This window comes from Thalassospira sp. TSL5-1 (genome assembly GCF_001907695.1).
Lineage (GTDB): Bacteria > Pseudomonadota > Alphaproteobacteria > Rhodospirillales > Thalassospiraceae > Thalassospira.
Genome location: NZ_KV880638.1, coordinates 1,132,391 through 1,155,104, shown reverse-complemented (window position 1 = coordinate 1,155,104; position 22,714 = coordinate 1,132,391). Strand labels below are relative to the sequence as shown.

At 53.8% G+C, this 22,714-nt stretch carries 32 protein-coding genes; 30 read left to right on the top strand and 2 right to left on the bottom strand.

Features of this window, described 5'->3' with window-relative positions; translation table 11 throughout:
* Window positions 1–72: 72 nt before the first annotated feature.
* The 3 genes from LF95_RS14895 to LF95_RS14885 all read left to right on the top strand — a co-directional run bounded on the left by LF95_RS14895 (window position 73) and on the right by LF95_RS14885 (window position 2,075).
* Window positions 73–462: a hypothetical protein gene (locus LF95_RS14895; RefSeq protein WP_073955816.1), complete on the top strand. Its 390-nt coding sequence runs from the start codon at window positions 73–75 to the stop codon at window positions 460–462.
* 117 nt (window positions 463–579) lie between these two features.
* Window positions 580–1,413, top strand: a complete 834-nt coding sequence (locus tag LF95_RS14890; RefSeq protein ID WP_073955815.1) for a DNA adenine methylase — start codon at window positions 580–582, stop codon at window positions 1,411–1,413.
* A gap of 164 nt (window positions 1,414–1,577) precedes the next feature.
* Entirely contained in the window at window positions 1,578–2,075 is a 498-nt protein-coding gene (locus LF95_RS14885; protein ID WP_073955814.1) for a hypothetical protein, read from the top strand.
* 283 nt (window positions 2,076–2,358) lie between these two features.
* On the opposite strand, the gene LF95_RS14880 is transcribed toward LF95_RS14885, so the two are convergent.
* Both LF95_RS14880 and LF95_RS14875 read right to left on the bottom strand, forming a co-directional pair.
* Window positions 2,359–3,360 carry a phage portal protein gene (locus tag LF95_RS14880; protein ID WP_073955813.1) on the bottom strand — a complete coding sequence of 334 codons (1,002 nt, stop codon included), beginning with the start codon at window positions 3,358–3,360 and terminating at the stop codon, window positions 2,359–2,361.
* Complete coding sequence (locus LF95_RS14875; RefSeq protein ID WP_073955812.1) at window positions 3,361–5,145, bottom strand: terminase large subunit domain-containing protein; 1,785 nt, start codon at window positions 5,143–5,145, stop codon at window positions 3,361–3,363. It abuts the gene before it with no gap.
* 148 nt (window positions 5,146–5,293) lie between these two features.
* Between LF95_RS14875 and LF95_RS14870 the strand changes: the two genes are divergently transcribed.
* The 27 genes from LF95_RS14870 (at window position 5,294) to LF95_RS14750 (ending at window position 22,714) form a co-directional block, all read left to right on the top strand.
* Window positions 5,294–6,079, top strand: a complete 786-nt coding sequence (locus tag LF95_RS14870) for a GPO family capsid scaffolding protein (RefSeq protein ID WP_073955811.1) — start codon at window positions 5,294–5,296, stop codon at window positions 6,077–6,079.
* A gap of 40 nt (window positions 6,080–6,119) precedes the next feature.
* The gene (locus LF95_RS14865; protein ID WP_073955810.1) at window positions 6,120–7,127 is read left to right on the top strand and encodes a phage major capsid protein, P2 family; all 1,008 of its coding nucleotides are present in this window, start codon (window positions 6,120–6,122) and stop codon (window positions 7,125–7,127) included.
* Window positions 7,127–7,786: a phage terminase small subunit gene (gpM, locus tag LF95_RS14860; protein WP_073955809.1), complete on the top strand. Its 660-nt coding sequence runs from the start codon at window positions 7,127–7,129 to the stop codon at window positions 7,784–7,786. The genes LF95_RS14865 and gpM overlap by 1 nt, the downstream gene beginning before the upstream one ends.
* Before the next feature lie 101 nt (window positions 7,787–7,887).
* Window positions 7,888–8,346 carry a head completion/stabilization protein gene (locus LF95_RS14855; protein ID WP_073955808.1) on the top strand — a complete coding sequence of 153 codons (459 nt, stop codon included), beginning with the start codon at window positions 7,888–7,890 and terminating at the stop codon, window positions 8,344–8,346.
* Window positions 8,346–8,546: a tail protein X gene (locus tag LF95_RS14850; protein WP_073955807.1), complete on the top strand. Its 201-nt coding sequence runs from the start codon at window positions 8,346–8,348 to the stop codon at window positions 8,544–8,546. The genes LF95_RS14855 and LF95_RS14850 overlap by 1 nt, the downstream gene beginning before the upstream one ends.
* A gap of 2 nt (window positions 8,547–8,548) precedes the next feature.
* Window positions 8,549–8,743 (top strand): HP1 family phage holin, encoded by a 195-nt coding sequence (locus LF95_RS14845; RefSeq protein ID WP_073955806.1) that lies wholly within the window; start codon window positions 8,549–8,551, stop codon window positions 8,741–8,743.
* Window positions 8,743–8,955, top strand: coding sequence for a hypothetical protein (locus LF95_RS14840; RefSeq protein ID WP_073955805.1), 213 nt, complete (start codon window positions 8,743–8,745; stop codon window positions 8,953–8,955). Before LF95_RS14845 ends, LF95_RS14840 begins: the two co-directional genes overlap by 1 nt.
* The gene (locus LF95_RS14835; protein ID WP_371440826.1) at window positions 8,879–9,445 is read left to right on the top strand and encodes a transglycosylase SLT domain-containing protein; all 567 of its coding nucleotides are present in this window, start codon (window positions 8,879–8,881) and stop codon (window positions 9,443–9,445) included. The genes LF95_RS14840 and LF95_RS14835 overlap by 77 nt, the downstream gene beginning before the upstream one ends.
* A 2-nt stretch (window positions 9,446–9,447) precedes the next feature.
* Window positions 9,448–9,834 (top strand): hypothetical protein, encoded by a 387-nt coding sequence (locus LF95_RS14830; protein WP_073955803.1) that lies wholly within the window; start codon window positions 9,448–9,450, stop codon window positions 9,832–9,834.
* Between the two features lie 46 nt (window positions 9,835–9,880).
* Window positions 9,881–10,015, top strand: a complete 135-nt coding sequence (locus LF95_RS23650) for a hypothetical protein (protein ID WP_256359961.1) — start codon at window positions 9,881–9,883, stop codon at window positions 10,013–10,015.
* Complete coding sequence (locus tag LF95_RS14825; RefSeq protein WP_073955802.1) at window positions 9,999–10,424, top strand: phage tail protein; 426 nt, start codon at window positions 9,999–10,001, stop codon at window positions 10,422–10,424. Before LF95_RS23650 ends, LF95_RS14825 begins: the two co-directional genes overlap by 17 nt.
* Window positions 10,424–10,888: a phage virion morphogenesis protein gene (locus LF95_RS14820; RefSeq protein ID WP_073955801.1), complete on the top strand. Its 465-nt coding sequence runs from the start codon at window positions 10,424–10,426 to the stop codon at window positions 10,886–10,888. Before LF95_RS14825 ends, LF95_RS14820 begins: the two co-directional genes overlap by 1 nt.
* A gap of 76 nt (window positions 10,889–10,964) precedes the next feature.
* The gene (locus tag LF95_RS14815; RefSeq protein ID WP_073955800.1) at window positions 10,965–11,426 is read left to right on the top strand and encodes a phage baseplate assembly protein V; all 462 of its coding nucleotides are present in this window, start codon (window positions 10,965–10,967) and stop codon (window positions 11,424–11,426) included.
* The gene (locus tag LF95_RS14810; protein WP_073955799.1) at window positions 11,426–11,719 is read left to right on the top strand and encodes a PAAR domain-containing protein; all 294 of its coding nucleotides are present in this window, start codon (window positions 11,426–11,428) and stop codon (window positions 11,717–11,719) included. Before LF95_RS14815 ends, LF95_RS14810 begins: the two co-directional genes overlap by 1 nt.
* Before the next feature lie 3 nt (window positions 11,720–11,722).
* Window positions 11,723–12,070 (top strand): GPW/gp25 family protein, encoded by a 348-nt coding sequence (locus LF95_RS14805; RefSeq protein ID WP_073955798.1) that lies wholly within the window; start codon window positions 11,723–11,725, stop codon window positions 12,068–12,070.
* Window positions 12,067–12,996 (top strand): baseplate assembly protein, encoded by a 930-nt coding sequence (locus LF95_RS14800; protein WP_073955797.1) that lies wholly within the window; start codon window positions 12,067–12,069, stop codon window positions 12,994–12,996. Before LF95_RS14805 ends, LF95_RS14800 begins: the two co-directional genes overlap by 4 nt.
* Entirely contained in the window at window positions 12,993–13,607 is a 615-nt protein-coding gene (locus LF95_RS14795) for a phage tail protein I (RefSeq protein ID WP_073955796.1), read from the top strand. Before LF95_RS14800 ends, LF95_RS14795 begins: the two co-directional genes overlap by 4 nt.
* Complete coding sequence (locus LF95_RS14790; protein WP_073955795.1) at window positions 13,608–15,776, top strand: phage tail-collar fiber domain-containing protein; 2,169 nt, start codon at window positions 13,608–13,610, stop codon at window positions 15,774–15,776. It begins immediately after the preceding gene.
* Complete coding sequence (locus tag LF95_RS14785; protein WP_073955794.1) at window positions 15,773–16,156, top strand: hypothetical protein; 384 nt, start codon at window positions 15,773–15,775, stop codon at window positions 16,154–16,156. The genes LF95_RS14790 and LF95_RS14785 overlap by 4 nt, the downstream gene beginning before the upstream one ends.
* A complete protein-coding gene (locus tag LF95_RS14780; protein WP_143182055.1) occupies window positions 16,153–16,650 on the top strand; it encodes a hypothetical protein in 498 nt (165 codons plus the stop codon). The genes LF95_RS14785 and LF95_RS14780 overlap by 4 nt, the downstream gene beginning before the upstream one ends.
* The gene (locus LF95_RS14775) at window positions 16,650–17,297 is read left to right on the top strand and encodes a hypothetical protein (RefSeq protein WP_073955792.1); all 648 of its coding nucleotides are present in this window, start codon (window positions 16,650–16,652) and stop codon (window positions 17,295–17,297) included. Before LF95_RS14780 ends, LF95_RS14775 begins: the two co-directional genes overlap by 1 nt.
* An 8-nt stretch (window positions 17,298–17,305) precedes the next feature.
* A complete protein-coding gene (locus LF95_RS14770; RefSeq protein WP_073955791.1) occupies window positions 17,306–17,914 on the top strand; it encodes a DUF4376 domain-containing protein in 609 nt (202 codons plus the stop codon).
* 26 nt (window positions 17,915–17,940) lie between these two features.
* The gene (locus LF95_RS14765) at window positions 17,941–19,113 is read left to right on the top strand and encodes a phage tail sheath protein (protein WP_073955790.1); all 1,173 of its coding nucleotides are present in this window, start codon (window positions 17,941–17,943) and stop codon (window positions 19,111–19,113) included.
* Window positions 19,114–19,158: 45 nt separating this feature from the next.
* On the top strand, window positions 19,159–19,674 hold the full coding sequence (locus tag LF95_RS14760; RefSeq protein WP_073955789.1) for a phage major tail tube protein: 516 nt from the start codon (window positions 19,159–19,161) through the stop codon (window positions 19,672–19,674).
* A 69-nt stretch (window positions 19,675–19,743) separates the two neighbouring features.
* On the top strand, window positions 19,744–20,058 hold the full coding sequence (locus LF95_RS14755; RefSeq protein WP_083607700.1) for a phage tail assembly protein: 315 nt from the start codon (window positions 19,744–19,746) through the stop codon (window positions 20,056–20,058).
* A 38-nt stretch (window positions 20,059–20,096) separates the two neighbouring features.
* The gene (locus LF95_RS22985) at window positions 20,097–20,234 is read left to right on the top strand and encodes a hypothetical protein (protein ID WP_168173709.1); all 138 of its coding nucleotides are present in this window, start codon (window positions 20,097–20,099) and stop codon (window positions 20,232–20,234) included.
* Window positions 20,235–20,251: 17 nt separating this feature from the next.
* Window positions 20,252–22,714 (top strand): phage tail tape measure protein, encoded by a 2,463-nt coding sequence (locus LF95_RS14750; protein WP_073955788.1) that lies wholly within the window; start codon window positions 20,252–20,254, stop codon window positions 22,712–22,714.

Below are 22,714 nucleotides of genomic sequence, written 5' to 3'. Positions count from 1 at the left end.
TACGAATTGCTATTTAAAGTTGCTTACTGTAATATAAATCATCTTTTGATTGCCATGAGGGGGACAGCTATAATGACGGTACGCAAGGGAGCGATTGCACTGGCTTTGATGATGGTATGCGGGTTGCCCCTGGGGGCATATGCCGCGCAATGCGAGGAAGGTAATGCCGCAACCGATTATCCTGGCTGGCAATATATTGAAAACAACGCCGCCCGAACGGCAGACAGTTATGCCGCCTCGCATAATCCCAAAGCGACCTATATTTTTGCGACCAGTGAAGTCGTCTATCAAAACGGGCTGGGGTATGTCGTGGTACTGACCAATAAGGGGCGTAGCGGCGATATCAGCACGGCAACGCTTACGACAAATTTTGATTTCTGTGGTGATCCCGCCAGACTTGACGATAGTCGCGAGGATCTGTTCACAGTGACAGGCGGATCATTCAACGGGCAACATTTTTAATCGGTTGGTTGCGCAGGGGACACGCAACCATTTAACGGTTATGTAAAAATATTTCTCTTTTAAGTTGTATTGACCGGGAAACCTCCCGGTCTTTTTTTATTCAACGAGGCCCCTGACATGACCGCCCTGTCCCGCAATGCTATTAAACTGCAGCCTGTAAAGGCTGTAAGCCCTGTCGCCCCTTATGTCGGCGGGAAACGCCTGCTTTCCAAACTGATTACTGAAATGATCAGCACTGTTCCACATTCCTTGTACGCCGAACCCTTTGTCGGCATGGGCGGCATTTTCCTGCGGCGCAAATCCGCCCCAGCTGCTGAAGTCATTAACGACATTTCACGCGACGTTTTCTGCCTATTCCGTGTGCTTCAGGAACATTACAGCTATTTTGTTGATTACCTGAAATACCAGATCGCCAGCCGGGCGGAATTTGAACGCCTCCGTTCGATCCCACCTGAAACACTGACGGACATCCAGCGCGCTGCGCGTTTCGTTTACCTGCAACGCCTGGCCTTCGGGGGTAAAGTATGCAACCGGAACTTTGGCATACAAACCGACGGCCCCGCACGCTTCAATCTATCGCGCCTGGTGCCCATGCTTGATGACCTGCATGAACGCCTTAACGGCGTGGTGATTGAATGCCTGCCCTATGCGGATTTCATCACCCGTTACGACCGCGAGGAAACCCTGTTTTACCTGGACCCGCCCTATTGGGGGGCGGAGGATTATTACGGCAAGGAAATTTTCATCCGGGAGGATTTTGAACGCTTGTCCGGGATCCTGTCGGACATAGACGGCCGCTTCATTCTTTCGCTTAATAACACCGCTGGCGTTCGCGAAACCTTTGCGGCTTTTAACATTCTTAATGTTAGTACCCGCTATAGCCTGTATGGCAAGAAACAGAATACCGCGAGTGAGGTGATCATCACCAATTTCGACGCAACCATAAGATAATTGACGTACCAGCCATATCGCGGGAATATTTCCGTCTCGACTGGTGAACCCCTCCCTGTTGCGCCCAGGCCCGTGCCATCCATCCCCAAGGCACGGGCCTTTTCTTTATGCGTATTTAATGAGCATATTAGGCGCTGCACAAAATTCATTAATGGAGGAAGGGCATGCAAGAAGATATCCGCAGTCGTGTTGAGGCTTCAGAAAATTGGCGCCGTCATACTTTCCAATCGGCAATTATGGTTGCAAATGACGGAATGAAGTCCCTGATAATTTTAAATGGTGGGACTTTTGTTGCACTTTCAGCATTGCAAGGGCTTGCAAAAAACATCGATATTGAGAAACTATTTCCCGCAATACTGTGCTTCATTGTTGGATTAGTATGTGCTGTGCTTGCGCAGATGTGCTCATATTTCTCTATTTCATTTTCCAGCTATCAGCATCTACACCAAGGGCAGGCATGGGAATGTGTTTGGCAAAAATATCAATTTCCTGACGACATACAAGAAATCGAGAAGCAACGCATACATCATGAATGTAAAGTTAAGAAATACGCTCTGCGAACCAACATCACTGAATATCTAGCTGTCATATTCTCGATATTCTCTCTGTTATTATTTATTGCAGGCGGTTACTTCGGACTACTCGTTTTTTATCCAAGATGATCCAATATCATTTGACATATCAACGCCAAAAAGCAGAAAATATCTCAATTTAATTTGCCCCTCACCTAATTCAAAAGAGCCAACCTAGATGTCAAATGTTGAAGTAATGAATTGCCCGAAATGCGGAAACCTGGTCTCCAAGGCATCCAAATCATGCCCCAATCCATTTGGCGGCATGATTTGCGAGTTCAATGTCAAAGCATACTTGGAGAAATTATATTTCAAAATGTCAATTGCGGCTTGTATAGTAGCCTTATTAGGCTGGGGAATCTATGAAGTTTGGTCATGGCTCTAGACGTCCGGCATAACTAGAAAACGAGATAACCTGTAACCCCAACAGGTCATTCAACCCCTCCAGCGCAGCCATCACAGGCCGGATTTCGTTATTGTGAAAAACCTCTGCCGCGTCCTGAATGCTGCCAAAGCCCCCGGCATTGACTGGAACAACACCCAATAACTGTGGTGGCACCCGATGTGCCGCCAGAATATCGTCGCGGGTGACGTTTTTCATCGATGAAAAGTCGTCCTTTGCCGTGACTTCCGACATCGGGATGACCTGAATGCCTTCCTTTTTGCCGTTTGGCGCGTAATAGAACAGGTTACGGAAATTGCCCGGACCTTTGGCGTTTTTCATCGCATCGCGCAGGGCGTCAATATCCTCGGCATTGGCCGCCGCATCATTCACATACAGGATAAAACCCGCGTGACTGCCATTCAGGTAATATTTGCGGCGAAACAGCGTTGCCGCCTCATTTAACCAGGCCGATTGCAGGGCCGATGTATAGGTGGGCAAACCATAGATTTCCTGATTGATATCGGGCTCTTGCAAGTGCGCAATGGTGCCCTGTTCAAATTCGTGTTCCTTGCCATCGATCAGCATCACATAGCGATTGTCTTTTTTGACACGGGTCCAGCGGGCAAGGGCGGTCGTTACGTCCAGGAGTGTGCCCATACGCGACCAGTGCAATTCGGCAAACAAATTGCCAAACACCAGATAGTCGGTCGCCATGCGGGTGAATTCGTGACGTTTCAGGTATTTTGACGGGATGAAATGCGCGGCCAACTGATTGACCTTGAACCGGATCGCACTTTCATGATGCGGGTTGGAGGGCAGCGACCTTGCCAGGCCGTCGAAGCTAATTGGCGGTTCGTAATACGAACCGTTAAACGCCGAATGGAAATAGGACATTATATCGCGTTTGTTCAGCACCGGTTCAGGATCACCAAAGGTGAACGCCTGGACTTTGGGGGCCGGTTTCTCGGTGCGCTTTTTTGCCTGCGCCATTTAGCAAATCTCCACAATGGATCGCCGCTGGCTATCTGCGCCAACGGAAACCCCGGTTTCGTTAAAATCAAGGAAATCGATACGGTCAATCGCGTGCATAATTGACCAGGCCACATCGGCGTGGCCGGTTTCTTTGGAACGGGACGCGGCAAAGGTCATTTGCCCGCCAGATGCGGTGCTGGTTTTGCGGATCGACATGAAAGCCATACACACATCGGACCAGCCAAGATCGAATTGCAGCATTCCCTTGCTGATCAGATGCTTTGCCTTCAGGACCAGGCGGGTTTTAACCTCGGCGGAATATTTGATTGGCACTGCCGCCGGGAAAAACGCTTGGACAAGCTGGAAAACACCACTGCCGATTTGCGTGGCATCGATGCCGATATGCTGAACGTTATACCGCTGGGTTAACCGGCGAATGATTTCGGCCTGCGCGGCCCAGTCCGAACCGGTGGCATTGATCTTTTCAACAACGCGATATTTGCCTTTGCTGTGTTGCGGCGGGGCCACCACCACAATCGATGCCTGGTCGCCGCCTTCGGATGGATCATAACCGATCCAGACGGGCAAATTACCCAGCGGGCGGTCGGCAAATGGGGCAAAGTCCTTTTCCCAGACTTCCCACGCATCGACCATGCACTTGCGCAATTCGTCAAACAGGAAGTAACTGGCGGTATCGTCCACCCATTCACACATGAACAGGTTGCGAAAATCCTGATCGTTGTATTCGCGCTTTAGCTGATCAATATCGAACAGATCGCAGCCGGATGCCACGGCATCCATGATCGTAACCATTTGACGGAACTGCCCGTCTGGCCCGACTGCCCCGTGTTTCAGGGCTTCATGCGAAACATCGAACGTGGCGCGATCTGCCTTGGTCCTGCCCTTGTTAAAGGCTTCGCCGGACCAGAAAGCATTGGCATCGTGATTAATGGTGGATGGTGTTGAAAAGTAGGTTTTCCGCCATTTCTTGTGCGTCGCCATTGCCGAGGCGACCTTGCGGAATTCCAGAAATTTACTGATCCACGCATATTCATCCAGATACACATGACCATGATAGGACTGCGCGGTTTTGCTGTTAGTACCAAGGAAATACAGCGTCGCGCCGTTCCAAAGGACAATCGGGTCGCCCTTCAGTTCGACGTCGGTCACTTCGCGCACAAAATCAAGGATATACTGCTTGAAAACGTGTGCCTGGGCCTTGGAGGCCGACAGGAAAATCTGATTATCGCCGGTCGTTATCGCATCAATTAACGCCTCGCGGGCAAAGTACCAGGTCGCCCCGATCTGGCGCGATTTCAGGATATTGCGTTCGCGGTATTTTCTCGCTGCTCCCCATTCGATCTGGTAGTCATACAAACCATCTTCAAAGGCATTAACCAGCTTTTGAACCTGTTCTTCTGACAGGAAGTTTTTCTGTTTGCCCTTGGCCTTTTGTTTTTTGGCCTCGTTCCGGTTTTCGATCTTGGGGTTTAAGTCGACCTCTTTGCCTGTGCGTTCGTATTTCTGAATGCGCGATGCGCGTTCCAACAGGATTCCGAGCTGGTCAATTTCCTTCAGGTCGGTTTCTGTTTTTTCTTCCTTCGCAATCAGGCGCAACAGGCGGACATCAACGGCACTTTCCATTTTCACGACAAGCGATGTTTCATCCCACTTGTCGCGCCGTTTCCACGCATCAACGGTGCCATAGGGCACGCCCAGCCGTTTGGCAATTTCGGCCACGCTGTATGCCTGATGGTAAAGATTACGCGCTTCTAGGCGCCTGCTTGCGTCGGTGTGTGTCATGCCCGCAGGTTACAGACACCGCGCCTTACAGCATTTGCAGGGTGGTTGTTTTGTCCGTTAACAACCACCGGGGATTTGATGTTTCCCCCCACTTGTCAGCAGCATTGGCGAACTTTGATGCCGTTCCCTGACAACAGAAGCTGAAGCGATGAAAACCAAATTTTTCCGTGTCGCGACTTCCGGCAAAACGATTGATGGCCGCGAAATCTCTCCCGAACAGATCAACCAGATGGCCGCAAACTATGACCCGGACAAATACGGGGCACGGATTAATTGCGAACACATCATGAGCCTGCGCCCCCAGGGTGAATTCCCCGCATATGGCGATGTTTTGGCCCTAAAAGCCGAAGATGACAAAGACGGCAACCGCGTTTTGCTGGCGCAAATCGATGCGACTGATGCTCTGGTCAAACTCAACAAGGCCCGCCAGAAAGTTTACTGGTCGATCGAGATGAACCCGAACTTTGCGGGCACTGGCGAAGCCTATTGCCAGGGACTTGCCATTACCGATAACCCGGCCTCGCTGGGTACGGAAATCATCAAGTTCACGACCGAAAACTCCGGCAAGCTGCCCGAAAACCTCAAATCGCAAGCCATCGAGGGCAACGCGATCGAGGCAGATGATGAACCCAAAGCCAAAGGCCTCGACCTGTTTGCCCGGGTAAAGCAGATCCTTGCAGGCAAGGCAAAAGCCGACGACGCCAATTTCAGCCAGATCGAACAATCCACCCTTGCGATTGCCGAACAGGTCACAGCACTGGGCACCGAGCTAACCGGCAAGGCCAACGCAAAGGATCATGAAGCCCTTCAGGCGGAAGTCACCAAGTTGAACCAGGTCATTACCGATCTGACGGAAAAGCTAGCGCAAGAACCCGCCAGCCCGGGTCGCGCCAAAAGCACCGGTGCCGCATCCGAAAATATGACCGACTGCTGATCCGCAGCCTTCCAATCTTCTGTCACAGAACGGAATTCAGATGAAAAACAATACCCGTAACATGTTCAATGCCTATGCCGCGCATATCGCGCAACTGAACGGTATTGACGATGCCACCACCAAATTTTCTGTTGAACCGACCATTGAACAGAAAATGGAAGACCGCATTCAGGAACAGGCGGACTTCCTGCAGGAAATCAACATTGTTCCTGTTGATGAAATGTCCGGGGAAGTCATTGGTCTTGGTATCGACAACCCGGTCGCGAGCCGCACCGATACCACGAACAAGGATCGCAGTCCGCGCCCGGTAGGCAGCATGGCGCGGCGCACCTACACCGCCAAGAAAACCGATTTCGATACCTATATCACCTATAAGCAGTTGGATACCTGGGCAAAATTCCCGGACTTTCAGCCGCGCCTGCGCAACAAGGTCATTGAACAGATTGCGCGTGACCGCATGATGATTGGCTTTAACGGCCTAACGGCAGAGCCTGAAACTGATCTTGCGTCGAACCCGTTGCTTCAGGATGTTAATACCGGCTGGCTTCAGCACATTCGCAACGATGCGGGAGAGCGTGTCCTTGACGGCATCAAAGTTGGCGATGGTGGTGACTATAACAACATGGATGCCTTTGTGTTCGATGCAGTAAACGAACTGCTTGATCCCTGGTACCGCGACGATAGCGGTCTGGTTGCCATCACGGGTCGCGCCCTGCTTTCCGATAAATATCTTGGCCTGGTCAATGCTAACGACAAGCCGACGGAAAAAATCGCGCTACGCACCCTGATGTCAAATAAAACACTCGGCAATCTGCCGGGTATGGGGGTGCCGTTCTTCCCGTCACGGGGAATCCTGATTACCAAAATGTCGAACCTGTCGATTTACTGGCAGACCGGTTCGCGCCGTCGCCAGATTGCCGACAACCCGAAACGTGACCGCATTGAAGATTTCAATTCGGTCAACGAGGCCTATGTCGTCGAAGATTTTGGCGCGTGCGCCCTTCTCGACAACATCCTGTTGCCAGATGGTGCCGGGGGTTGGAAATAATGAAATCCCCTGCACGCAAACATTTTGAAACAACCCTTGCCGCAAAGCAGGCAGCCGCCCCGAGCGGGGCCGCCGCCGTCCCGGCAGAGGCTGGTATTGCGGCAAAATTCCGCGCCCTTCTCGCCAGCCATAAGGCAATCCTGAAAGCCATCCAAAGCAGGGTCGAAAAGGCAAACGTCAAGGCGGAACTACTGCCGGAATATGACAGCTATATTGACGGGGTGATGACCGCACAATCTGGCGCACAGGATGATATTCTCGTCACGATCATGTTGTGGCGGCTTGATACTGGCGACATCAATGGTGCGCTTGAAATTGCCGCCTATGCCCTGGATTCCGGCATGACAATGCCAGAGGGCTTTAATCGCAATATCGCGACCACCATCCTTGATGAAATCGCGGACAACGAACCCGCGATCGAGCAATTGCCTGCCCTGCTTAATGCGATCGAACTGACGAACGGGTTTGATATGCCCGACGAAGTCCGCGCTAAAGCCCATAAGGCGGCGGGCACCCTGCTGGCAGATACCGAACCGACCAGTGCGGTGAACCACCTTAAAACCGCCCTGCAATTCAATCCGAAATGCGGGGTTAAAACCCTGATCACGAAACTCGAAAAACTGATTGCTGACGCCGACACAAAACCGGCTGACGCCTGACCAGGTCCCCCCGGCGCGGCGGCGGCGCGAATATCGGTCACAGATTTATCTGTTGCCCCTTATTTGGCCGTCGCCCGCCTCCCCTTTGAGCGGGCAGCGCCATGACCAGCTTCATCCCATCGGGCAACCCGAATACGAACAACAGCACGATCGAGAATGACGGATTTTTTCCCGACATCGATCTTGATGACATCCGCAACCGCACAGGCCTGACCGATATTTTTACCGACATGCAAATCGCGACAGCTACGCGGGACGCCATGATCGAAACGAATTCGGTTCTGTCACAGTGGCGCACAAGCCAAGTGGCCGAAAGCCTTGCCGATGTGCCAGGCGCAACATACGGCAACACACCTGAAAAGGTTCACCTGTATCTGACTGCGATTTCTGCCCGTGTACGATCTTTTATGGTCGATACGACACGCGACTATGACAGCACAAAATCCGGCCATGATCGCGCCGATGCCCTGGAGGCAACGTCTGATCGCTGGCTTCAGGCATGGAATGAGGCCTTGTCGCGTCTTATGGCCAGAAAGCGGACTGTCGTGGAATTGATCTGATGAAAACCGTTCGGGCACAGCAAAACGATACTGTTGATCTGATTGCCTTTCGCCATTTCGGCGACAGCACAATGGTTGAAGCCATTCTTGAGGCAAACCCGGGCTTGGCCCGTTTGGGCATTCATTTGCCCCACGGCACCGAAATCAACCTGCCAGACCGCAAAGTCACACCGTCGCGTGGCGTCAACCTATGGGATTGAAGATGGATAAAACGACGATCACCGCCTACGCGGCATCGGGGTCCGGCTTTCTGGTGGGGCTATCGACAAACGAAAAACTCGCAATGCTTTCTGCCGTGGTCGCCATCGGCACCTTTATCGTCAACTGGATTTACAAGCACCTGCATTACCGCCTGGCTCTCAAAGCCGCGAACCTGAAAGCAGAAAGGAAAACGTGATGGAAAACATTATTGCCACGTCATTTGGCATGAAATTGCTGCTTGCCACCATCGCGTTCATTTGTATGCGCATAGCCCTTTGGCTTCATAACCGCGCTATCGGTTTCGACCTTTCCAACTGGCTGGAGAAAGCAAATGATCAGGCTGTTTCTGATTACTATGGCCGTTTTCATTTGGGCGTCTGCATCATGTTTGGCCTCATCCTTTCCTGACAAATACGACACGGATTTTCGCAGTGCTGCTGGCCGTTTTATGCCCGGCGTAGATTGGCGGCTGCTGAAATCGCAATGTTTTCAGGAATCACGATTTAAAACCGGGGCCATTTCGCCCGTTGGCGCTATGGGCCTTTGCCAATTCATGCCCGGTACTTGGGACCAGATTGCGGGCGAATTGGATTTTCCGGCAAATGCGTCTGCCTTCGCCCCTGAATTGTCGATCGAGGCGGCGGCCTACTACATGGGGCGGCTCCGCGCACAATGGTCTGCGCCGCGCCCCGAAACCGACAGGCACAGCCTGGCGCTGGCCAGTTACAATGGTGGCCTTGGCAACATTTTGGCAGCCCAGGCCAAATGCCAGGGCGCAAATGGCTATGAACAAATCATTCATTGCCTGCCGCAAGTCACCGGCGCACACAGTCGCGAAACCATCAATTATGTCGATCACGTCTGGCGCTACTTCAAAATCATGTTGCTGGGGGACTGACCATGCCGGGGCTCGCAATTTTGCGATTAGCCGGTGCAAACTGGAAACTGCTTGCCGGTATCATACTGGCAACCACCATCGGTTTCCTGTGGTTGCGCCTTCAAACAGTCAATGCCCAGCTTGAAGCGAGACAAGCCGATGTGCGCGAACTTCAAAACATCAACCGGTCAAACATGGCCGAAATCAGCCGGTACGAAGCGGACAAACGCCGTAATGACGCGGCGATCATCGCCGAACAGACGCGCCGCCAAAAGGTCACATCCCAGCTTGATGAATTACGCAGGGAAATTGCCAGTGCGCCGCGCAACGGGTGTGTTGGTCCTGCTGTTCACGGGCTTATTAACAGCCTGCGCAACGCCGATGCCGATCACAAAGATCACGTACGTTAAGCAGAATATCCCCGTTGAACTGACAGCATGTGCGCACCGGCCAGCAATGCCGGCCCCGCCTATTACCGATGCCAAGGTGGCAAATCTGATCGTCGATCTGATCGAAGCCCACGACGACTGTTACGGCAAAAACCGGCGCATTCGCGCATTACAGGAAGGCAGACATGAAAAAACTGACTGATGCCCGCAACTTCCTGCTGAAATCGGGTCTCGGCATTAAGGCAAAGGAACTTTTGACCTTTGCGGAAAAAGGCACGGTTCGATGCCTACAGGGCGATAGCACGACAAACACAAATTTTCAGATCAACTATGTCGCTCACCTGATCCTGACCGACTTTGCCGGAAACCCCGAAGACCTGCTTTTTCTGATGACCAAATGGGTCGATGAAAACTGCCCGGACCGTGACCAGGACGCCCTTGAATTTCATGTCGATATCATCAACACCAAGGCCGCAGATGTGTCGATCAAGGTCAATCTAAGCGAAACAACTGTTGTTGTGTCGGAAGACAACGGCACCCGCCTTGATTACCAGCGCGATGCCGATGTGCGCGATATTGATATGGCCACCTATTTTCCCGGTCTGACGTAATGGCGCAAAGCGAATTCAATGGCTTTGAAAGGTTTGATGCCTGGATAGAACAGGCCATCGCATCCCTGTCCCCGGCAGGGCGGAAACGCCTGTTACGCGATATCGCCCGGGAAATCCGCAAGCGCAACCAGCAACGCATTACCAAACAACAGGATCCCGAAGGAAAGCCCTGGGAGCCGCGCAAACGCGACAGCGAAGGTAAAATACGCGGGGCGAAAAAAATGATGCTGGGCTTTCGCAAGGCGCGTCGCATGCAAATGACGGCCACACCGCAAGGCGCATCGGTAGGCTTTACCGGCAAAACCGCTGCAATCGCAGCGGTTCATCACTTTGGCGCGGTTGATTATGTCGAGGCAGGCGGCCCCCGCATCAAATATCCCGAACGCCCGTTACTTGGCATATCAAAGGAAGATATGGCGATGATCCGCGACCGGCTGATTAACGAGATTGCCAGCGGGCACTAATCGCCAGTGGTTGTTTCATAATCATTCAACCAGTCGCACCATGACCACCCTTTGAAGCTGTGGTCATCATCGGCGCATGACAGAAAACGCCGAAATCCTGCGCATGATCCAGAATTTGATCGCTATCGGAACCATTACCGATGCCGATCACGCACGCGCATTGGTCAAGCTGGACGTAAATGGCAGAAAAAGCCAGTGGCTACCGGTGCCCGGCGTGATTGGTCAAAACCATCGTGGCACCAATCATTTGCGCAAAGGCACGCAAGTCGTTGTCGCATCTCCCAGCGGCGACCCATCTAACGGCGTCATCCTTCAGGTTCTTTATTCAGACTCTCTCCCCAGCGTATCGACCGACGGCGCGGTCGATATCGTTCAGTGGGAGGATGGCACAGTTGCCAAATACGACACCAACAGCAAAACCATGACCCTGAACAGCGTGGGTGATCTCGTATTAACGGCGGCTGGTGCCATCCGCATCAAGGCAGGCGGTAAGCTCTCGCTGGATGCCGCCCATATCAGTGCACTGGAGGATTCCTGATGCCCGCAGTGACACTGAAAGGCCACATGGGATCAGGCCACGGTTGTTGGCCACCACGCCCAAATGTCGAGGGCGAAAGCCGTTTCACGGTGCGCGGTATCCCGGTTCATTGTCAGGGCCATGCCTGGGGGGCACATACCTGCCCGTCGATCCCCGAAACACACGCTTCTATTCTGGCCGCTGGTGCGCCGCGGTTTACCGTTGCGGGTCGCCAGATTGGCCGTATTGGCGATCCGGTTGCCTGTGGCTCAACCGTCACCCAGGGCGAAGCCCGTTTCACGGTTGGGGGCTAAGACATGACCTATGGCATCAGCAACCTGACCAGCACGGCACTTACGAAACGCAATCATATCGGCCAGTCGGTTCGCGATATTCTGACCACACCTGTCGGCACCCGTGTGAAACGCCGCGAGTATGGGTCATATATTTATGATCTGATCGACAGCCCGGGCAACGCCACCGGGGCCAGCCAGCTTATTGCCGCGACCGCCGATGCAATTGAGCGTTGGGAACCGCGCCTTGACCTGCAAAAGGTCTCTGTTTCCGTGGGATTTGACGGCAAAGCCGAAGTCGCACTTTCTGGCCATATCAAGGATGATGGCGAAGCTGTCACCTATGAAGTCAAGGTAGGGGTAGCATTATGACCACCCGCTTTGACGCCATTGATCTGGGCGCACTTTCCGCCCCCGATGTTGTCAAAACAATCGATTTTGAAACCATCCTTGCCGAACGCAAGGCACGGGCAAAAGCCCTATTTGACGCTGCAGGTATTTTACCGGACTGGGATCCCGAACTGGAATCCGATCCGGTGGTCAAGCTGCTTGAGGAATCCGCCCTGCGTGAAGTGATTTTGCGCCAGCGCATCAATGATGCCGCCCGGGCCTGCATGATCGCAACCGCCACAGGGACTGATCTTGACAACATCGGTGCTCGCTATCACGTCGCCCGCCAAGTCATTACCCCCGCCGATGATACTGCGGTGCCCCCTGTGCCGGCCGTCATGGAAAAAGACGAAGCCTTCCGCATTCGTATCCTGCTGGCCTTTGAGGCCCTGAGCACCGCTGGCCCTATCGGTGCATACAAATATCACGCGCTTTCGGCGCATCCAGATGTTTACGACGTCGATATCGCCAGCCCCGAACCGGGCACCGTCATTGTCACGGTCATGTCAAACAGCGGTAATGGTATCCCAACGAATGACGTTGTTGCCGCCGTGCATGACGCTTTGAACGAAGAAGACGTCCGCCCCCTGACCGACAGGGTATCGGCCAAAGCCGCTACCACCATCAATTATGACGTTCGCGTTTTTCTTCATGTCTATTCAGGGCCTGATGCCGAAGTCGTGCGTAAGGCGTCCGAAACCAACCTGAACACCTTTATCGTGTCACAACGAAAATTGGGCGAACCGGTTACGATCGATGGCTTGCACAAAGCTGCCCGTGTCGATGGCGTCCGCAAAGCCATCATCTATTACGGCGATGGCACCACACCATTCACCGACATCGAACCGGCACATGATCAATTCGCCTTTTGCATCGGCCTGACCGTCACCGTGCTGGAGGCGGCATGACCCTTTTGCCCCCAAACGCGACCGACCTTGAACGGGCCCTGGAAAAGACAACCAGCAATATCGACGATATCGATGTGCTGATTGATACGCTGTGGGATCCCTGGACGTGTCCCGCTGCCTTTTTGCCGTGGCTTGCCTGGTCGTTTTCAGTCGATACGTGGGATCCCGCATGGCCGGAAATGGTCAAACGCCAGGTGATCGATGAAAGCTACGAAGTCCATCGCCGCAAAGGCACACGCGGGGCCGTTAAACGCGCCCTGAAGGCTTTGAACCTTGACCCGGTCAATATCATCGAATGGTTCGAGAAAAACGAACCAGGCCTGCCCTACACGTTTGAAATCGAATTCGGCTCCGGCGGCGGACTTTCTGCCGATGACCAGGACAAAATTTATCAAACAGTGATGGCCACCAAAAATGTGCGTAGCCATCTGGCCGACATTCGGCACGTCGTCGAACCAGCCAGCGCCTTGGGAATCACCTGTGCCGCCAGCGCCTACACCGTCACCGACGCGGTGCTGGATTGTGCGGGCACATCGGCAATCAGCCACGCCGCCCTTTCTGGCGTGACCTGTGTCTTTCGCGCCGCGACTATTGATATGAGGATCGACTAAATGAGCGAACTATCGCTATCCCCTATTCTAACATCCGCTGGCCTTGCCGCTGTCGCCGCCGCCCACGGGCAAGGATTGCAGGCGAAAATTACGCATATTGCTCTTGGCGATGGTGGTTATGCCGTCCGCGATGCCAGTAATGCACCGCTGGCCGCAGCCCAGGCCCGCACCGCCATGCAGTCAGAACAAGTACGCGTTACCGTCTATGCGGGTGCCATTCCCGGCCCGCAACAAATCGTGGTCGAAGCACGCATCGATGCTGGGAAACCCAATTTCTGGGTTAAGGAAGTGGGCTTTTTCCTTGAAGACGGGACGCTGTTTGCAATCTGGTCCAGCGACAGCCTCAATCTGGGCTTTCGCGGTGATCTCGTACCTTGGGTGTTTCGCTTTGCCCTTGCCTGGACGCAATTGCCAGAAAATGCCGTCACGGTTGAATTTTCAGGCGATGCTGGTTATTCGGATTTGTGGGGCCGCCTAAGCAACCACATAACATCCAAAGACCCGCACCCGACCCAGATTGAACCGGCATTTCGCACCGATTGCGAGCCCTGCCTGCTTGAATTTGCTGAACCTGGTGAAAACCTTCCTGCACCGTTTGTGTTTTCGCGGGGCGGTAAATCTGCGCCCTATATTGATGCGCTCGGGAACCGGAGATGGACGGAACCAGATGACCAGGCTGACGATTATGATCCGGTCACGCTGGAATACCGTGGCAAGCGCATCGACGCTTATACCACTACCACTTATCTGACGCGCCAAATGTGGTCTGGCGCGACGCCCGGCATTATTGGTGAAGGCGGGGTTCTGCCCACGGGGTGGCATCTTTCAAATACCGGTGACATACAGACAGAAATTGTCGGCATTGGGTATGATAAAGGTTTCAAGTACCTTGATATTCGCTTTTTCGGCACGCCCAATACTCCTGTTTTTAGGTTGGCTAACCCTAACGTTGCCAAAAGCGCGCAAGGCGAGAAATGGACATGCCAAATAAAGGCGAAAGCAATTGCAGGTAGCTTTAACAATATCGACAAAATCGGTATCGGTATTGTGGAGGCTGTTGGTCCACACGTCGGTACATATGGCTACATGCAAAAAGAACTGGCGGAAAACTTTCAACAGATTTTTGCTACGCGCACAATTGTTGAAACTGATCCGTCGCTTTTTTGCTGGTTTGCAGTGTTTGTGCCGTCAAACAACCCAATTGACATAACGCTTCGGCTTGCCGAGCCGCAGGTCGAAAAATCAGTATTCCCCGGTCGTTTTGTTGGCGCTGATACCGGCGGAGCTTCTGTAGTTCTTCCAGCGGATGTGTTGACAATCGGGCCTATTGAAAGAAGTGAGCCTGCATTGGTCCCTAATGGTGATTTTGCATCTGACCTTTCTCTGTGGTCGCAAAGTTCAGAAAATCACTGGGTATGGCAAACAGGAAAAGCCTATCATGCCCCGACGTCCGATTATCGCCCATTTTGGATTAACCCGCTGACTAAAGGAAAACGCTATCGGGTTACATTTGATCTCGAAGTTTTTTCCGGCTCTGTGCGCTTGTTCATCGCGGACGATCCTACCGCCTACGCGGAATCCATATCGTGGAATTATATCGCGAACGGCACATATTCGTTTGACTTTACCGCAAAGTTCAGCGGCTTCGGATTTTCGCGAAATGCGACAAGTTCGGAATTTACGGTTGATAACGTCAAGATTACCGAACTGATCCCGTTTGAAGTCTGGGACAGTGATGCGGATGGCCACACGATCCTGTTGGACTCCGAAAACCCGCTTGCGGGTCAGTACGCTGGGGTCACGTCTGTTTTTGAGTTATCAGATGGTACTACCAACAACTTGTATCGGATGTATCAGGCACCCAATTCAGGAGCGCTCACTGTTTTGCCCCGAGCTAATGGGGCTGATGTTTCCGCAACTTATAAAGAAGGGGCGGGATTAGCTGAATTGATTTCGGTGACCCAATTTAACGAAGATACATTGCGCCTAACAAAGACAGGCTCGACAAATCCAAGCACATCAAAACCAACAACAATGCCTGCGGGCCTATGTCAAATGCGGTTCGGGTACAATACCTACCTCCTGGGCTGGCCGCTAATTTTAAAACGGTTTGCGGTTTATAACCGCTACCTCCCCGAAGCAGACCTCAACGCAATGGTGCAAAAATGATGCAGACCTTAAACCATGACCTGTGTCTGGTTTCTGGCACGGAATCGGCCATGATCTCTGCCCTTTCAAACAGCGCGATCAATGAACAAACCGGTGAAATCATTAGCACCAGCCAGTTTTACGATGACCAAGGCTGGATTAGTGCAACCCACGAATGGCAGCTTGTTCCAATCGGCAAGCTGCAAACCACCTTCCCTGAACTGGATGCAGAGGGGCAGTTAATTGCCCCAGCTGAATTTGATGATCGCTTTCACATGAACATTCTGTGCAACGACACGGTGTTTGCGGCATTGCAGGTATTCGACCAGGCGCATTTTGAGGCAACGGGCGAACGCCTGATCATCGAACCGACGAACCGCAAAGTGGTGTGGGCGAAATGAGTGATAAGAACAAGGCAATGGATCAGGTCTGGCGCACTGTCAATTTCATCCGAAAATCATTTCGGCTGCGCCCCCGTCATATTGACCAGGCGGACGTTGCTGCTTTGCGCGACAAGCTGGGGGTAAGCCCGGATTCCCCTTATGACATTCCGTTTAATGCCGGGTTTGATCCCGATATCCAGCCAACCGACCTTGAAATCAAAACGCACGGCACCGTTATTGCCTCACGCGACATTACCCCGCAAACCATCGTTGCCAGAATTGAAACCGTACCTTCGGGTGCGCCGGTGGTCTTTGACATCCGCGTTAATGGTGCATCAATTTGCGCTGTTAAACCGTCTTTCGCAGCCGATAGCAGCGTTTTGAAGGCCGGGACACTGGTTGCCAATCCGTTGATCAAACAGGGCGATGCCGTGTCGCTGGTTGTTACCGGCATTGGGATCGATCCTGTCGGGGCTGGATTGCGTGTTGGTTTAAAAGGGCGGGCCGCGTGATGCTGTATGCCTCGCCACAAACGCTTGCAAACCTGCAAGCCAGAGACGTGCTGATCAGTGTTGATCAATACAATGTCATCCTGACCGATCTTGCGCGGGACAATGGGTGGAATGGTACGAGCCGCTATTTTGGCCGGTTCATTGTCATGCCGGGCATCAAAGTTGGATCAACAACGGCTTACCCCGCTGTAGCCCTGAAAACCGGGGCTTTCCCGGCTGGCTCCCAGATCAGCCTGTTGATTTCAGCCGGAGCCTATGTTGTTGGGGCTGGCGGCAATTTCGCTGAACGATCCAGCGGCGTGGTCAATAGCGGCGGCCATGCAATTGAGGCTGCAAGTGCAATTACCATCGATAACCAGGGCGTCATCGGTGGCGGCGGCGGTGTTGGCGGGAACTCGGTTTATGTCGGTGGTGGCGGCGGTGCGGGATTCCTGCCTGGGGCCGGTGCTAACGAGCAAACATCCGGTTCGCCTGGCACCCTGACAACCGGTGGCGCTGGCGCTGGCAATGCCGGACGAGGGGGCGATCTGGGCAAGAACGGATCACCCGGCGACCGGGGTGCTTATGGCCTAGCGGGCAAAGCCATCATCGGAAACGTCAACATCACATGGATTAACCAGGGCGACATTCGTGGCGCTATTACGTGAGGGCTGAAATGAACAAAAAACACTATGCCGTGGTGGTCAACCATGCCGTAATCCGCGAGGAAATCGCTGGCTTTGAAACACCTATCAACGAATTGCCCCGTGATGAAGCTGGCGCACTGCTACGCCGCCCGCTAACAGTCGATGAGAGCTTTCCCGAGGGTTACGACGACGATTTTGACACGCTGGCTTGGGTCTATGACATCGAGGCGGAAAGTGTGCATCGCCGCTATGAAGCCGCCCCGCGTGATATTGGTGGCGTGGCCGCCCGGCTGAAAACCCGGATTGATGCCATCCGCGACCAGATGCTGGCGAACGGCTTTACATATGATGGCCATCGTTATCAGGCGGATGCCGCCAGCATGACCCGCATCAATACGAACGCCATCAAGGCTATGAAAGCGCAGGCCGATGCAGGTGCATTTGAAATGGACTGGATCGATGCGGACAACCAACCGGTGGCCCTGGATGCGACCCAGATGATCGCCCTTAACGATGCGGCCAGCGTGTTTTCCGACGACATCATCAAACAGGCCCGCGCCCATAAGGACGCGATTATCGCCCTGACCGATAGCAACGATGCCGCCGGTTTGCGTGCCTACGTCATCACGTTTTCCTGACCCCGCCCCTAACCCGGAGATTTATAATGGCCACCGACTATCATCATGGTGTGCGCGTCATCGAAGTATCCGATGGCACCCGACCAATCCGCACAATTGAAACTGCCGTTATTGGTGTTGTTTGCACCGGCGAAACCGCCGATGCCGATACATTCCCGCTCAACCGCCCTGCTTTGATCACCGATATCAACAAGGGGATCAGTGCGGCCGGCACAACCGGCACCCTGCCTTATGCGCTTGATGCGATCAAAGATCATGGCAACCCGCTGACGGTTGTCGTGCGCGTTCCTGAAGGCGCAGACGAAGCCGAAACCACATCAAACCTGATTGGCAGTGTTGTAAACGGCAAAAAGACCGGCATGCAGGCCCTGACCGCCGCCAAGCCGCTGCTTGGTGTGCAGCCCCGTATTCTTGGTGTGCCCGGGCTGGATAATCAAAATGTCACTGCCGAACTGGTCTCGATCGCGCAACTGACCCGGTCCTTTGCGTATGCGTCCTGCTATGGCTGCGAAACCATCGAGGAAGCCATTGCCTATCGTGATGGTTTCGGTGCGCGTGAGCTGATGCTGATCTGGCCCGATTTTGTCAATTGGGACACACAAGCCAACGCCGAACGCAACGCTTATGCAACCGCTCGTGCCCTTGGCCTGCGTGCCCAGATCGACGAGGATATCGGCTGGCACAAAACACTATCGAACGTGCCGGTTAATGGCGTTTCCGGCATCAACAAAGACGTATACTGGGATCTGCAAAGCCCCGCGACCGATGCCGGTGTGTTGAATGCCAAAGATGTAACCACCCTGATCAACAACAAGGGCTATCGTTTTTGGGGCTCGCGCACTTGCAGCGCCGATCCGCTGTTTGCCTTTGAAAACTATACCCGCACCGCCCAGGTGCTGGCCGACACGATGGCCGAGGCGCACTTTTGGGCCGTGGATAAACCCATGAACCCAACACTGGTGCGCGACATCATTGACGGGGTGAATGCCAAATTCCGCGACCTGGTCGCGCGTGGCTACCTGATTGGTGGTTCGGCCTGGTTTGATCCGGCAAAGAACAGCAAGGAAAACCTGAAGGCTGGCAAGCTGATGATTTCCTACGACTATACGCCGGTACCGCCGCTCGAAAACCTGATGTTTGCACAAAAGATCACCGATGATTACCTGGTGGACTTTGCAACGATGGTGGCGGCGGCTTAATCGCCTTTCCGATAATCAGCAACCTGCACAAAAGGAGATGGCGGAATGCTGCCGAAAAGTATCAAGAACTTTAACGTTTTCATTGATGGCGTGGGCTATGCCGGTAAAGCCGAGGAAGTCGTCACCCCGGCACTTGAACGGGTTACGGAATCCTATCGCGGCGGCGCGATGCTGGGTGAAGTTGAACTCGACCTTGGCATCGAGGCGATGAAAATCGAATTCACGCTCGCCGAATTCAGCACCGACGTTATCAAACAGTTTGGCATTGCCGATGCGTCTGGCATTGGTGTGCGCCTGCTGGCCGCCGCCAAGGCCGACGATGCCGACAGCACCGTGGACGCGATTGAAATTTCGGTCCGGGGCCGTTTCAAAAAAAGCGACATGGGCTCGTTGAAAGCCGGTGAAATGGCAAAAATGAAGGTCGAAATGCCGATCACCTATCTGACATACAGTGTCAATGGCGACGTGATTGTCGAGATCGACATGATCAACGGCATTGAAAAGATTAATGGTGAAGACCGGCAAGCGAAACTGCGCCAGGCGCTGGGTCTGACCGCGTAACACAAGACCAATCCTGATCAAGAGGCAGCGCCGGGGGGCATTCCTGCTTTTTTCTTGAAAGGGACCAACATGACCAAGAAAACCAACGATATTGCCGCAATTAGCAACAGCGCCATCAATGCCAGCTTTGACCTGGCCCTTAAATCACCCCTGCCCTATGGCACCGACAAGACGCTGGATAAAATCACTGTGCGCCGCCCGCTAAGTGGCGATCTGCGCGGCGTCAAGCTGACCCAGCTTGCCGAACTGGACACCAATGTCCTGTTTATCCTGCTGCCGCGCATTACCATGCCTGCCATCAATGAAAGCCATGTTCAGCAACTTGATGCCCGTGATGCTCTCGCGATCATGCAGGAAATCAGCGTAAATTTTTTTACCGAGTAGCGGTCCCTGACGACATTCCCACGGCGTGGGGCATCATCATGAAGGCGTTCCCGGGATCCTTTCCGCCAAACGTCTTTAACAGGCTAAGTCTTGAAGAGCTGGTCGAAACCTATGAATTGGCCGTGCAATTCCTTCAGATGGAAGCCGATGCCCTGCGCCAGAATAACCGTCCCTGATACCCGACAGGAATCGCATGGCTGATTTAAAACTCAATATCCTGATGCAGGCAGCGGATAAGATCACGGCACCTTTCCGACGAATGCGCCAATCGACCGATCAGTTGCGAAACCAGCTTGGCGAAGCCGCCAGCCGGGTGCGAGACCTTGAACGGGTATCAGGGAACATCCAGTCTTTCCGCGATTTAAAGGCCGCTGCCCGGCAAAATGCAACGGCCCTTGCGGCGGCAGAAAACCGCGCCCAGCAATTGGGCCAACAGATTGCATCAACCGATAGGGTCACACGAAAGATGCGGGCGGAATTCAACGCCGCCCGCAAGGAAGTCGCACGCCTAAGACAGGCCGAAACAACCACTTCCGCCGCAACCGCCGAAATGCGCGAAAGACTGCGATCTGCCGGGATCGATACCCGGCGCCTCTCCTCGGCACAGCGCCAACTTAGGGGCGACCTTGATGCCGCACGACGGGCGGCAGAACAACAAAGCCAGGCACTGGAACAGGCAAGACGGCGAACGAACCAACTGGCCGCTGCCCGATCCAGAATGCAAAGAACCATGCAACTGCAAGCGAACATGGCAATGGGCGGCGCGGCTGGCATGGCTGTCGGCGGCGGTGCCCTTGCCCTTGGCAGCCGCATGGCGGGTGCCGGGATTGACTTTGGCGAACAAATGTCCGCTGTCGGTGCGATTGCCCGCCTCGATCAAACATCCGAAGCAATGGCGGCGTTGCGCCAGCAAGCAAAGGAACTGGGCGCGACCACCAGCTTTTCCGCCTCCGAAGCTGCATCCGGTATGCAATTTCTGGCTATGGCCGGATTTGATGCCAACGAAGTTTTGCAAACAATGCCCGGTATGCTTGATCTGGCAAAGGCCGGGGCCACGGACTTGGCAACGACTGCGGACATTGCGTCAAACGTGCTTTCTGGCTTTGGTATGAAAGCCAGCGAGATGGGGCGGCTAGGCGACATTATGACGGCCACCTTTACGCGATCCAACGTGGATTTGACCATGTTGGGCGAAACCATGAAATACACCGCCCCCATTGCCAAAGAGTTCGGCGCGTCTGTCGAGGACGTTGCCGCTATGTCGGGGATGCTTGGCAATGTCGGCATTCAGGGCAGCATGGCTGGCACGGCCCTGCGATCCCTGTTTTCGCGTATGTCCAAGCCACCAAAAGAGGCCGCAGCGGCCATGAAAGAACTCGGCGTTTCCACAATGGATGCCAACGGCAACGCACGGGACATGGTTGCAATTCTGGCCGATGTGGCTAAGTCAACGGAAGGTATGGGAAGCGCCCAGCGCCTGGCACAATTAACCGCCATTGCCGGGCAGGAAGCCGGGGCGGCCTTTGCCACCCTGATTGATCAGGGCGGATCAGGCGCAATCACCCAGTTCATCGACATTCTGAACAATTCAATGGGCGAAACCACCCGCGTTGCCAAACAGATGGGCGACAACGCCAGTGGCGACATCAAATCATTCTGGTCCGCTGTCGAGGGCATGAATATCGCCCTGACGGACACCAATGATGCCCCTTTGCGCTCGCTTATCCAGTCTGCCACCGGTGTTGTCCGCTCCGTGACCAGTTGGGTCCAGGAAAACCCGGTGCTTGCCAGTACGCTGGTCAAGGTTGCTGCCGGTGTGGCCGGGCTGATTTTTGTCGGCGGTATATTGGCAACAACAGTGGCAGGCTTACTCGGCCCGTTCGCAATGGCAAGATTTGCCATGACGGCCCTGGGTATTCAGTCCGGTCTATTAGGGGGTGGCTTTGGCATTGTGAGCAAAGGTATCGGCCTTGTCGCGTCGGTCGCAAAGGTTGCCTTCCCAATCGTAACCGGCGGTTTGCGGGCAATGGCCGTCGCGGCAATGGCAAACCCGTTGATTGCCATCATTGGCGGCATTGCCATCGCGGCAACGCTGATTTTCACTTATTGGGAACCGATCAAAACATTCTTTGTCAATTTATGGGACAGCATCACCAGTAAGTTTTCAGGAACGTGGGAAACGATCAAAACCTTGCTGTCATTCACCCCCATTGGCCTGATCGCGACAAACTGGGGGGCGATCATGGATTTTTTCATTAATCTTTGGGATTCCGTGTTGGGCGGAGCCAAAGCCGCCTTTGACTGGATAGGCGAGAAAATCGGCTGGATATCCGACCTGTTTGGCGATGGCAAAAAGACGATCGAGGTAAAAGGCACCGGACCACAGGCCCCCAAGAACGTGCGCAATATGCGAACCAGCCCGGTTCGCACGATGGCCGTTGCCCCGGTTGCCGCTGCCATTGCCACTGGCCCTGCCGGGGCCTCGGCACAAACAACGCCGGTGCCAACGTCACAGGATAGCTATCAAATCATCATCAATCCCCCCGCTGGCAGTGATGAAAAAGCCATCGCCAAGGAAGTCCGCCGCCAGCTTGAAGAATTTGAACGGCGCAAGCAGGCCCGCGCCCGCACCGCAATGATCGACAGGACCAACTGA